Source organism: Xenorhabdus anantnagensis, from assembly GCF_028598555.1.
Taxonomy (GTDB): domain Bacteria; phylum Pseudomonadota; class Gammaproteobacteria; order Enterobacterales; family Enterobacteriaceae; genus Xenorhabdus; species Xenorhabdus anantnagensis.
The window spans coordinates 1-13,423 of the sequence record NZ_JAQRFN010000047.1 but is presented as its reverse complement, the minus strand read 5'-3'; the positions used below and the strand labels follow the sequence as shown (position 1 = coordinate 13,423).

The 13,423-nt window shown below is 38.4% G+C and carries 10 protein-coding genes; 8 read left to right on the top strand and 2 right to left on the bottom strand.

Annotated features, from left to right (window positions below; genetic code table 11):
• From PSI14_RS19065 to PSI14_RS19030, 8 genes are all read left to right on the top strand, one after another.
• On the top strand, positions 1-851 hold an 851-nt coding region (locus tag PSI14_RS19065), incomplete at its 5' end, for a DNA primase family protein (RefSeq protein WP_273577563.1).
• A gap of 601 nt (positions 852-1,452) precedes the next feature.
• Complete coding sequence (locus tag PSI14_RS19060) at positions 1,453-2,067, top strand: hypothetical protein (RefSeq protein ID WP_273577562.1); 615 nt, start codon at positions 1,453-1,455, stop codon at positions 2,065-2,067.
• A 15-nt stretch (positions 2,068-2,082) separates the two neighbouring features.
• Positions 2,083-2,916, top strand: a complete 834-nt coding sequence (locus PSI14_RS19055; RefSeq protein WP_273577561.1) for a hypothetical protein — start codon at positions 2,083-2,085, stop codon at positions 2,914-2,916.
• 194 nt (positions 2,917-3,110) lie between these two features.
• Positions 3,111-5,123, top strand: coding sequence for a type VI secretion system Vgr family protein (locus PSI14_RS19050; protein WP_273577560.1), 2,013 nt, complete (start codon positions 3,111-3,113; stop codon positions 5,121-5,123).
• Positions 5,120-5,929 carry a DUF4123 domain-containing protein gene (locus PSI14_RS19045; protein WP_273577559.1) on the top strand — a complete coding sequence of 270 codons (810 nt, stop codon included), beginning with the start codon at positions 5,120-5,122 and terminating at the stop codon, positions 5,927-5,929. The genes PSI14_RS19050 and PSI14_RS19045 overlap by 4 nt, the downstream gene beginning before the upstream one ends.
• A 74-nt stretch (positions 5,930-6,003) precedes the next feature.
• A complete protein-coding gene (locus PSI14_RS19040) occupies positions 6,004-6,273 on the top strand; it encodes a PAAR domain-containing protein (protein WP_273577558.1) in 270 nt (89 codons plus the stop codon).
• An 833-nt stretch (positions 6,274-7,106) separates the two neighbouring features.
• A complete protein-coding gene (locus PSI14_RS19035) occupies positions 7,107-7,976 on the top strand; it encodes an integrase domain-containing protein (protein WP_273577557.1) in 870 nt (289 codons plus the stop codon).
• 257 nt (positions 7,977-8,233) lie between these two features.
• Positions 8,234-8,500 carry a helix-turn-helix domain-containing protein gene (locus tag PSI14_RS19030; RefSeq protein WP_273577556.1) on the top strand — a complete coding sequence of 89 codons (267 nt, stop codon included), beginning with the start codon at positions 8,234-8,236 and terminating at the stop codon, positions 8,498-8,500.
• A gap of 147 nt (positions 8,501-8,647) precedes the next feature.
• Here PSI14_RS19030 and PSI14_RS19025 read toward each other — a convergent pair whose 3' ends face one another.
• Entirely contained in the window at positions 8,648-10,546 is a 1,899-nt protein-coding gene (locus tag PSI14_RS19025; RefSeq protein WP_273577555.1) for a UvrD-helicase domain-containing protein, read from the bottom strand.
• Positions 10,528-12,735, bottom strand: a complete 2,208-nt coding sequence (locus PSI14_RS19020) for an ATP-dependent nuclease (RefSeq protein WP_273577554.1) — start codon at positions 12,733-12,735, stop codon at positions 10,528-10,530. The genes PSI14_RS19025 and PSI14_RS19020 overlap by 19 nt, the downstream gene beginning before the upstream one ends.
• Between the last annotated feature and the right edge of the window lie 688 nt (positions 12,736-13,423).

The following is a 13,423-nucleotide window of genomic DNA, read 5'->3' as shown; positions in this document are numbered from 1 at the left end:
TGGAAGTCACTGGTGCCGGAGGCAGTGGCAAAAGCATCTTTGCTGAAATTTGCGCTATGCTGGCAGGCAAAGGCAATACCGTTTCTGCGAGTATGGCCGCACTGGAAAACCCACGGGAACGGGCGTTGATTGTTGGCTATTCGTTGATTATCCTGCCAGACCAGACTCGCTATGTCGGTGATGGCTCCGGTATCAAGGCCATTACAGGTGGCGATGAAGTTGCCATTGACCCGAAGCACAAACAACCCTATTCAACTCGTATTCCTGCTGTCGTGCTGGCAGTGAACAATAACGCCATGAGTTTCAGTGATCGCAGTGGTGGTGTGTCGCGGCGTCGGGTAATCTTCAACTTTTCCGAAGTCCTACCGGAAAATGAACGCGATCCACTCCTGCGGGATAAAATTTCGGCAGAATTGCCTGTGATTATCCGACATTTGCTGCATCGGTTCGCTGACCCACAAACCGCAAGGCATTTACTGACAGAGCAACAAAAATCAGAAGAAGCGCTGGATATCAAACGCGGCACCGATCCACTGGTCGATTTCTGTGGTCATCTGATTGCGTCCGATGAAGCTGACGGCCTGCTAATTGGCAATGCAGAAATTATGCCGTTCAATCCGCGCAAATACCTTTATCACGCCTACCTTGCTTATATGAAAGGCAATAACCTGAATAAACCTGTTTCCGTAACGCGTTTTGGCATGGATATGCCGGGCGCACTAGCGGAGTACGGATTGCATTACCTGCGTAAGAAAAGCAAACACGGCATTCGCAGCAATATGAGTCTGAATATCGACACAGCCAATGAATGGCTGCCAAAACTGACAAGGAATGACCAACCAGAAGAATAATTTTTCTTATACAGATATTTTCGAAGAAATATAAAAAAGTATTCACCACTATTCACTCTATAATTTAAATCAGATATTTCAGAGCATTGTAGGGTTAATAGTTGTTTTTAAACTGTTCATGAGTATTCAACCCTATTCACCCTTTTTCTGATTTAGGGTGATGGGTTAGTTGAAGAGTCATGATGAGTTTGATTTCAGGTTATCACCACTTAACATTATGAATTTAAATATAAATATTTAAAAATGAATAGGTGAACAGTTTTATACCTATTTCTTTAATACAGTGGGGGTAAGCAAAAAAATTTTCTCTGGCAGGTATTTTTCATCTCTCCGAGTTACCGGGTTAATGTATTAGCCCGGTAACTCGGAGAAGACAAGCACAGCGCGTCAGCCTAGCGTTAATCTTTTGTATCACACAAAATTAAAATTCATTAATTAACTCATTTTATTTAAATGTAGAGCTTGATCACAATTCTCTTAATGTGTTGATATCCAGACTTGAATAGATAAATAATTTTGTTATATCTTGTTTTATATACACCCTAACTTAGCTGTGAAACGGAACCCCAAATTTTCTTTACTCCTGATGGAACAAAAAATTATGGTGAAAAGCGCTATTTTATTAGCTCTGTCTGCCCTTTTAGGAGCAGGCATTGTACTGTTAATCCAATGGATGCGCCCGCCTACAGAAGATCCTTACTTTTTTTTAAATCCTAAACCAACGACAGTTGGCGATTACCATGCAATAGAAACTCCTATTAAACTATATAAAAAAGGGGAAAAAGTAGAATTGGTATTTTGGAATGTTCCTCAACCCAAGCCTAAGCTTCTCTACCTTTTTCCTGCCAATACTCCATCACCTCAAATAATGTTGAAAATTCATGAGAAGGATGGTGCCAATTTAGGATTTTATATTAGTAATATTTTTGAAGGAAAAGGCCCTATACCTGAGATTAAAAATGCTCCTATTTTAGATATGGAAATATATAAAATCAATGATGATATGACCGAAAGTTTAGTATATGCAAAAAAAATTACTAAATTCGGTTCAATTTATGGAGATCCAAGTGGTGTATTATTTAACATGAAAGATTTTGGACATTCTTACGAGTATGGTCAATATCGATTAAAAATCGAAGTGTTGGCTAATTGGCCAGAATTAAAAATGGACGATTTAAGTTACTCTATTCATATTCGCCAGTACGCAATAAAATAAAAGGATATTTATGATATGACACCAGGAAATTCCACAGAAAAATTATTAGTTGATATTGCTAATGATAATAGTCTCTCAAAAGAAAATAAAAAGATAGTTATCAATGAGGCCGCTTATCTAAACCAAGATGTAAATTATGCTGCGGGAAAACCATGTGCTGTATGTCCACCACCACAAGCGAGACCTGAGTTTGTAGAAAACTTAATTAGATCTTTAGACAAAAGATTTACTGTTACTATTTACGCAGCACATCCAGGCACACCTCTTAATAATGATGATGGAACTCCTCACGTTGAGAAAGGTGAAAGAGTTACATCAGCAGCTGGACATGTGTGGTATGAAATTTCAGATGGTAATATTAGTGATTCTTATGGGTTTGCTCCCATAAAATCAGGTGTTGTAGGACCTGGGGCAATAACTAAACATGACACTGTACATTATGAGAATCCAAGATATAGTCGCACAATAGAAATCACAGAAGAGCACTATAATAAATTAAAAAACTATGGTGAATTAGGTGTTAAGAGAAATAATCCTGACTTTAATCTTTATTATATTGGTACAAGCAATAGCTGCATTGATTTTACTTGGAAAGCATTACGCAGTGCTGGGTTAAAATCAAAAATAAACAATAATGATTCACTCTATACCCGCGATCTTAAAAAATCGGGTAACTTTGATGGTTCTGTCAAAGTTGACAATAACATTCTTGATATACAATCAATATCATCTCCATTTCCAAATAGTGAATTAAACAAAGAAAATTACAATGAGATCCCTAAGAAAACGCTAATGCAAGAAATTTTTACCAAGTCAGATAACAAAGATTCAGATACTGAAATAGCTTAAAATATATAGCAAATAAAATAATTCCAAATTAAAAATAAAATGCACTTGAAATTATAACCGTGTGATTTTTTAAATTCGCAATAATAAAAATTATTAGAATAATAAAAAAATTATTGTCTGGGATTTTCAAAAGTTATTTTCATCATTCAGCGTTAACTAACGGATTGATATATAAAAGATTATGGAGATAATATATGAGTGAAATAATGGATAAAATGACCCAACTAGTTGATCGCTCAGGTTTGGTATTTACACTCATTACAGAACAATTACCTGAACAAACCTTTGCCGTTGTCGATTTTACCCTGCATGAAGCGTTATCAACCCCTTTTCGGTTGGAAGCAGCTTTAACCTGTAAAAGCCCAGAGATTGACTTTGCCGATGTTCTCGACAAAAATGCCGCTTTTGCCGTGCATCGCAATGGAAAAGTTGAACGACAACTCACTGGCATGGTGACACAATTTTCGCAACTTTCTACCGGACGTCACACCAGCCACTACCGTATCACCATTCATCCCCCTTTATGGCGTGCCTCATTACGGGTGAATAGCCGTATATTTCAGAATCAATCCGTTGTTGATATCGTCGAAATTCTGCTCAAAGAAAATGGCGTCCGAAACATTTCCTTTGCGCTCGGTTACAAACATCCACCACGGGAATTTTGCGTTCAGTATGATGAAAGTGATTTGGCTTTTATTCAGCGTTTGCTGGCTGATGAAGGCATTTTTTATTACTTCACTTTCGATCAGGAACAGCATGAACAGCACATCATGTTTCACGATTCCTGTCTGTCTCTCAATCAGGTTATCAGTGTGCCCTATCGTCCAGAAACTGATTTGACGGGCACGACAACCTGTATCCAGCAGTTAAATTGGTCAGAACAGGTTGGCGTTACCAATGTCACTGCCAAAGACCGGACTTTCAAAAATCCACGTTGGAACCGAGAATTCTGGTATGAAGGGCGTAATATTGCCAACCAACGAATACTGAAAAGCTACAACTATTACGATTTCCCCAGCCGCTATAAAGATGATGAATTAGGGCAACGGGCAAGCCAGTATCGTCTGGAATATTTACGCAGAGATACTCAACTTGGTAACGGTAATGGTGATTGTTTTGCCATGTGGCCGGGGCAATTAGTTGATCTGACAGACCATCCTAATGAAACTTTTAATGATCAATGGCAATTAATTCAGATGACTCATTCGGGACAACAACCACAAGCCGACGAAACTCAGTCTGGCGGCAGCGGCACCTGGCTTTCCAATCAGTTTACTTTCACCAGCCGTAAAAATTCTTATCGCCCCTCACCTTATCCAAAACCGAAAATGGAAGGCCCGCATATTGCTACCGTTGCCGGACCAGAAGGCGAAGAAATTTTTTGTGATGAGCATGGACGCGTTCGCGTTCAATTTGATTGGGATAGGTATGGTCAATTTAACGATCAGAGCTCCTGTTGGGTGCGTGTCAGTCAGGCATGGGCGGGTCAACTAATGGGAGTGATTGCCATTCCTCGCATTGGTCATGAAGTGTTAGTGGATTTTATTCACGGAGATCCCGACCAGCCGATTATTGTCGGGCGGGCATATCATGCCAATAATATTCCGCCAAACAGCCTGCCAATGGCAAAAACTCAGATGTCAATCCGCTCGAAAACGCATAAAGGTCAGGGGTTTAACGAACTGCGTTTTGAGGATGAGAAAGATCGTGAAGAGGTATTTATTCATGCGCAAAAAAATCTCGCCATTAAGGTGCTCAATTCACGCGACGAACGCATTAACTATGACCGTACAACCAGCATCGGGCATGACGATGAATTGGTTATCGCCAACAATCGTAAAATCACAGTAGAAGGTCAACAAGATCATAAAACCACAGGAAACTACCTTGAGCAGATTGACGGTGACCGCTCGTTGCAAATTAAAGGCGATCTGGTAGAAAAGATTCAGGGTATTGTCAGTATTGATGCGCAAGGGGATCTGACACTACAAAGTGGCAGTAAACTTACCCTACGTGTTGGCGGGAGTTTTGTTGTGCTTCATGCAGGCGGTATTGATATCAAAGGCCCGTCTATTAATCTGAACTCCGGCGGTAGTCCCGGTGATTTACTGGCACCCGCTAACCCTGCCATTTTACTTGCAGCAGCAAGTGAAGGCTCAATGTTCGTTGCCCACTGTCCAATGAAAGATAAGGAGAATCAGGAATGAGTCAGGAAACCCTTTATGCTATTATCGACGGCTCAGCAGAGCCTGACCTATTTTTGATGCTCGAACATTATGATTCGCCCTCCGCCTGCCTCTATGGTGAACCACTCCAGCCAGAATTAGTTAAAATTGCGCCTTATCTGGTTCAAGTTGATGAAAAAGTTAAAATTTGGCTGGAGTGTCGTAGAACACCGTGGGGGATCTTCGTTCACAGTGAAGCAAACATGAAAACCGTTCGACAACATTTACGTAAATACCTGCAAGTATTACTTCCTCAGCAGGATAAACCTGTATTTTTCCGTTTTTACGACCCGCGTAATATCTGGGATTTTCTTAGTGTCCTCAGTGACTGGGAAATACATTGCTTTTTAGGACCGATCCAAAAAGTTGCAACAGATTATCAAGATGAACATAAAGAAGATAATTTCCTGAAAATTAGAGAAAAATATCCTGATAATGCCAAGGGAAGATATAAAATTTTCAGAATTAACGAAGAACAGTATGAACTGATAGAAATAAAGCAAAAAGAGAAGTATTTACAAAAACTTGATTCTATTTTGCTATCTAAATTAGCAGAACTAAGAAAAAGTATCAGCATTAATAACTCATTATCATTTTTAGCTTTTTTCTATGATTACCTGCTTTTCGAAAAAATTACTGATACAGGGTCTATAGAGGGAATTCTTAATAAAGTGATCAGAGAAGATAATTTTGATATTGATAACTTTGATAAATCAATTTTATCGAACCTTGTTGATGATGGAACTCCCGGCTGGTATAGAGCTAATAAATTTATTAGTAATATTTAACCAAGTGTTACCTCTCTAGATAATTACTGTAATAAATATATTTCCATTTCCTTACAATCATGGAGAAAAATAGTATGGGAAATGCAGTCAAAATCGGTGATATCGGTACAGAACATGGTGATTGTTCGGCAACGCCAGTCATTACTGGTGCTAACAGCGTCAAAGTGGATGGTGCTTATCTCGCCCGGCAAGGAGATGCTCTACAATCACATTCATCCCACTCTCGGGCGATAGCAAGTGGCTCAAATTCTGTTTTTATTGAGGGAAAACCAGCTGCCAGAACGGGTGATACAGTTGATTGTGGTGGTGTGGTTATCGGTGGTGGTAGCGTAAATATTGGTTGAGAATATTTAATAAATCAGTTAGCCTGAACGAACTTCCTGACCATCATAGATGGTCACATAGCTGTAATGGCAAAAAACCTCCCGTAGCCTGAAAGGGAGAGCAAGATTGCGGTACATCTGCCCACCTTTGGAAGCAGATATTGTCAGACATAAACCCCTTGTCTGGTGATGAAGGTTTCTTAAACTGAAAAATACACCCAATAGGTGTTTTTATATTGTTACCGAAGTGTGTTGGATGTTGGTTCATGCACTGACTTTTCATATCAGTACCAGATCACATTTTTATTTATCTTCAATAAACAACCGGATGTCTTTCATGCATCCCGTTCATGCTTCTGACTATCCCTGTTTGAAATATTCAGCAGACTACTTTCTACACCTAAACGATTAACTCATTGCTACCGTTTGACACTGAACCTTGCGGCGTTTTGCTGTGCTTGCTGGCATTTCAACGCTCATACCACTTTTGCTGACCGTTCGTGGAACTTAAGGCGTCACTTTTTGCCGGTTTACTGCTGAAAGTGACGCCGCAGCCAAAGAACAATCGAACCCTGACAGGCTCACGCCTGCTTAACCACGCAGTGAATCTGACACTGCATTTTTAGATTGAAAAAGGAGAACTTGACGATATCGAGGCTGGCTTTTTTGCCGGAGGGGATGACCTGCACACGCAGGCGGCAGTACCGCGTACTCAACCGATACCCCGCAATACCTCAACCTGCGTTCACTCTGGCGCACAGATATTCGTCAAGGGCAAAACCGGTGTTTTCTGTTTTGCCGCACTGACGCGCGCCAGAGATCGCATATCGTTGGGTATCGATAGGGAAAATGAGATGAGTCGATTGATTAAAGAATTAAAGTTTTTTGCCCGACAAGGTGGTGGTAGTCATAAAACCTGTCATGATCGCATTCGGATTGCTGGGCGTTTGGGTGCTTTGTTATTGAGCCTGAATATTCAGGTGAAAAGACTTAAGAATTTGAAAGCCAAACATGTAGAGCAGTACGTTGATACTCGTTTATCTCAGGGAATTGCCAAACGAACAGTACAAAATGAAATGTCCGCGTTGCGTAATATCTTCCGCATGGCAGGCCGGGAAAAACTGGAAACCTCGCCGCGTTTGAGCAATCAGGTATTGGGATTAAGCGGCACCAGCCGCGCCGGAACTAAGCAGGCGATCCCTGATATTACGTTTCAGGTTGTTTATCAGAAAGCGCTTGAACGTGATGTTGGATTTGCCGTCACCTTGAAACTTGCCCGCTTACTGGGATTACGTTCTCAGGAAGCGGTGCAATGCAGTGCTTCTCTGAAAAGCTGGCGCAAACAGTTGGAGCAAGCCGAGCCGAAACTGCAGGTTGTTTTCGGTACTAAAGGCGGCCGACCACGGCAAACCCGCGTGTTGGATGTTACAGCGGTAAAAGAGGCTGTCGAACAGGCATTGGCTATTGCAAAGCAACGTGACGGCAGATTGATTGATAAACCGGATCTCAAACAGGCTATGAACTACTGGCGGACACATACTACAAAGATTGGTTTAACCGGTTGTCATTCTCCCCACAGTTTGCGCTATGCGTGGGCGCAGGATGCGCTTAATTTTTACCAACAAAATGGTTTTAGCCATCAGGAAGCAAGAGCGCTGGTTTCAATGGATATGGGTCATGGTGATGGCCGTGGGCGTTATGTTGAACGGGTTTATAGTCGTTAAACTTAGTCGTTCGGTTATTGTGTTAGGTAAAACAATCAGTTAAAGTATTCCTGCCATTAGCAAAATCTAATGGTCAAGGTTTAGCAGCCTTGAGTCAAGAACACTGGTAGGATGTTTCTACCAGTGCGCCTGCGCTCACCCTTTCAATGGTGGTTCAGGTGGGGGAGACTCACGTCTCGCCGGAATCTTGACCCGGTCTGCTAACCCTACCTTGAATCACCACCATCAATGATTAATTAATGGAAGGGGTAGCAGGAATGAATAACAACATTAGAAATGATTGGCATCAGGCCGATATCATCGCTGCATTGCGTAAACGTGGCACAACCTTAGCCGCAGTTTCTCGTGAGGCAGGACTCAGTTCATCGACATTAGCAAATACATTTAGTAGGCCGTGGCCTAAAGGTGAATGGATAATTGCTAGCTATCTCGGAATCCATCCTTCTGAAATTTGGCCTAGCCGGTATTTTGATAGTTATGGTAGGTTAATTGAGCGCAAGGTTCGGAAAATCTCTACTGAATAGTTTGATACCAATGAAATAAACCATGATATGGGACGAAATAAAATTCGTAGTTATCTATTTTATATTCATGATTATAAATTTGAATAACATTGATTAATAGATTAGATTGTTAGGCTAATATATTTAAATATATATTAGCCATATTTTTTATATTTTAATGATATTTTTATAACCAAACCAATCTTTGGCTTGTATAAGTGTCGCATCCGATGGGTCACGAAAATAAACTGCTAGACTTTCTTTTGCTCGTGTACAGCAGACGTAAAATAATTTTTGTGTTCTTAGTCGAACTGTTTCAGTACCAGTTTGCTCAAAAAGATAATTGAAATTATATTTATTCCATCCTCCTGAATCTAAGACAATCAATACTCTATCAAATTCTCGCCCCTTAATTTTATGTTGAGTTGAAAACGCAGTACGTCCTTCTAAATATTCGTAAAGTTTTTGATAAGATGCGTATTTAATACCAATTAGTCTATTAAAAAGATATTCTTTTTTTTGAGAAAAAAAATGAAATATATCATCTTTAATACAAAGCTTATGCTCATGAGCAAAATTAATAACCTCAATGATTGGGCGATCTTTCATTGAGCGGATATTTTCAATATGCTTTTTTAAACGTACTTTATCATTAGCATTATTGAGGCGAAATTCTGTTTTTCGTAAAAAATCGTTGTATCGCCTCTGTTCATAAAGATGAATGACTGTTTGTATTTTGAATACGTGCTTGATAAAATCGCATCGCTGAGTTCCTTTTCGTTGAACTTCATCTTCACTTTGTTTTTTATCATCAATGAGTTGATCTTTATCGACATACATTTTTCGAAGCAGATGAAAATTAATTTTTTTTGCCATCTCGAATAAATCAGGGTGATCATTAATAAAAACTTTCATTTTAGAAGTTGGGGTGACAGCAGTCAGTTCTTTGCCTATTTTATCTTTCTGGATCTCATTAATAACTTCACCAAATGTTAATTCGCTATATTTATTGAGATCATCATGCTCTATGATGAATTTGACAATTCGATCTCGAAAAGCCAATATTCCATCTTTATCATATATTTCCATTAGATCCCCAAATCCTGCTTGAGGAGCAATGAGGTTGTGGGTCAGATTAAGTTCTTTAGTTTCTGGTTCATCATTAAAGTTCCAATTTAGGTGTTTACGTACATAATCCAGTTTATCTATTTCTCCAGAAGAATAATAGAAACATATATTACCCTCTTTAATTATGCCCTTGTCCATATTAGGTGCGCTTTGATCGTTAGAAGCGCGCTGTATTAAGCCATCACAACGAAGTTGATTTGCTAGTTCATAAATTAATCTCGGATTACGGCGGTTCTGCTCTTTTAGAACCTCTTTTACTACACCTATGTCAATGTAATCTTGAATTGAACCAACTCCCTCATCATAAATAGATTGCATGCTATCACCAAAAAAACCGCATATCCCTTTGCGAGAGCTTAATGGAAGGGAGTCGAGAAGAATACTTATAACTTCAGGAGATGTATCTTGGTATTCATCAACTAGAATATAGCGGAACTTATCTCTTAAAATATTCCTAATTTTCGGATATTTTTCAAAAATACCTTGTGCAAGAATTATGATCTCATCATGAGAAATAATACCTTGTTCTAATATCCTGAATTCTTTGTATTCTATAGATTTTCCCTCAAACATATCTTTAGATACAATTGTATTACCTGATTTAATCTTAGGAGCTTCACCATCCATCAATTTGATTAAGACAGTGCGCATTTCGTTCTGATAGGGTTTAATCGCATCCCATAAAAAATCGTGAATTGTACTGACTGATAGCCGCTTACTGGAAATACGAGATTCTATCTCTTTGACAGCTGCATTAGTGTATGTAATACATGCAATAAGTGAGCACGGGTCAATCCTCAGAAGTTCGCCTATGACCTGAACTAAAGAATAAGTTTTACCACTTCCAGCACCTCCGCTTAGGAGAAAATTTTTTCTTTCGCTAACATATCTGAGGATATCGATTACCTCAGGTTCTAATCTCAATCCGCTTTGAGCCATGTAAGTCCCTCATCAATGTATAGTGGCGTTTGCCAATTACTAAATTCTAAGTTGAACGTTCTCAGTTTTCCGGTCAAACTTTCCTTGGTATCTTCAATAGATTGGCTATTAAGAAGAATCTCAATAGCCAATGATGGTTTTTTGGTAATCCCATGTTTAGCCATATCAAAAGGAGAACCACCAATGAGATAATTTTTTAGATGTTTTGGCTTTAAGCTTGGAAATTTTCTCTCGTCAATCTCACCGTTTATATTGCAGGTGTCACTTATAAATTGCTGATTAACATGAAAGAAGGCATCCTCAAAGCTGCGAGCATGATAGTTAGCGTCCTTTTTATTAGCTTCTAGAATCTGATAGACACACATTACCTGCCCATTGGGGCTGCTTTCCCATTTATTGTTAGTTTTGTTCTTATGAACAGTCTTTTCCTTGCGCGTCAGATTAATAAAATAATTGAGTTCGGAATTTACGCCGAAAAAGAACTGAATAGATTGGTTTGTAGTGTGTGTAGCGCCCTTTACCTCATGAGCACACAGTTTTTTGATAGGTTCCCCTCCTTTATTCTTTTTAAGTTGAGCTTTAGCTGAATCAATATCCGTGATAATAAGAGTTTTTATTCCAATAAAATCTAAGAAAATTTCGAAAATTTGCGAGTGCGCACCAACTTCAACTACTGATACATTTTGCGAAAGTAAAGGTACTGGAGACTTAGTGCCTGTTTTCCAAGCTTCTGCTTCATCGAATTGATCCTTTTTTCGCATCATAGCTGGCAATAATATTCGTTCTGTTTCACCTTCTACTAGGATTGCCTTATCTGCAAAAAAAAGCTGTGAACGGTGAATTGTCAGATATTGTTTCAGGAACTTATAATGCTCATGGTGTCCTGCATCCTTATAACTTACCTTGAGATCCTTAAGATTTTTGGAGTGCGTTCCTCCATTACCTCTCTTGAAATACTTGATATCTTCGAAATCAGATTCAGTAACTATATGAGCCGAGTGGGTAGATATTATTGTCTGCAATGGCCTCTTGATATTATTAGTATTAGTTATAGTTCTACCTATCAAGCTTTTGATGTTTTTTATAAATGTTGCTTGCATTTGTGGGTGAGTGTGAGCCTCAGGTTCTTCTATAAATAGCAAATTTATATCTGCGGGCTTTGGAGATTTGCTTCGTTTAAATTCATTTAGAATAATTTTGATATCGAAGATAATACTAATTAGATTCAGGTAACCTAAGCCATTAAAATTTTCGGGTAAGGAATAAGCCCCTTCCCCTTGCCTGTACATTACTGTGGTGTTTCCCTCCAGTAATTCGCGATGCTGCAAGGTTGATTTGATTTGAATTTGAGTATCATCCTCCCTGATACCGCCAAATATTCTGACATCATCAATAATGTCTTCGAAAAGATTGGAATAAATGTTATCCAGCTGACCATCAGTGATTTTTAGTGCTTCTTTGAAACTGTCAAGAACATCTGCTTCACCAGAATTGGTTAAAGTTGCTGAATAAATTTTTGCTGACATTGCCGATAAGCTTCGGTCTGAGTCTTTGTTTGATACAGACCGTCGAGCATTGATACGTTTGAAGGAAATAATGTCGTCGAATCGAATTCCCTCTTTGATTAGATCGATGTAAGAATCTTCTTGAACTTCTCGTGTTAAATGATCGTACTGGATACTTCTGCGTGCAAGCTTAAAGTAGTGGCTATGATTTTCTCGGAGAAAATCAAGTATGGGTTGGGCTTTCGTTCCTTTTTTATCGCGTTTATTGCAGTGAGCTATATAATCTCGTTTGAGAATTTCAAGATTATCTGAGGAAAGATGGTATAGAAAATCCAGGACGATCCAGTTATTTTCGGGATCAAGATCCATAATTATCTTATTTCCGACATTGGCAAGATCGTCATTATCATCATACTCGATAAATAACCGAAGTGAGATTTCCAAAGGCTTAGTGGGAAATGATTTATCTTCAATAATTTCAATAAGATAATCTTGAAATTCAATATTAAAATCATCGAGCTCAAAATGTGGATTTGTGCTATTAAGAAACCGTTCAAGTACTAGAAGTAGTGATGTTTTTCCTGAGTTATTTTTGCCAACTACGATTGACATGTATTCTTCAAGGTCAACATGAAGATCTTTTAGTGAACGGAAATTTTTAATTTGCAATTTAGTTAGTTTCACAAAATAGTTCTCAAAAATTCTCAAAAACTTAAATTTAATTTAATATATAAAAAATACAAGCTAACTCAATATCAATTGCTTGTTTTATAACCTACAGTTAATAAGAGCGAACTCATTCAGTATAGATAAGAGAATGTTCTTATATAAGAACATATAAGCTAAGTTTGAGTAATGATTCAATAGCACACATCACATTTATGAATATGAGTAATAGAAAGATATACACTGCTTCATCAATACAATATGCTTAAATTTTTTAACTAAAATTGATTAATCTCAGAGTTGAATTTTCCGTCCAAGGCAAACCCATATATTGGATGTTACTGTGATGAAAGAAATTGCCGAACAGGTAATTATTATTAGGGCGAAAGTCGTTATACCTACAGCATGATCAATGAGTTACAACTGTTTTGTGGTCGACTTCGTAAAAATGATAAATTTTGACATGTAACCCTGAGAGGGAAATGACAGCTTAATTTATCCATCTTTGAACCTCATAGTTCTTTTACCTTAGCATGATAATTAAAATCAGTAAGATACGAGAAATTAGAAGCAAAGAATTATGGGGGCATTAATAGGGGCATAAAATCAATAAGTAAAAATAAATTAAATATATTCAACATGTTATATATGCTTACCAGTCCCGCTCTGGCACCATATAAAAACTTGCTGTTAAACAGTAAGTTAG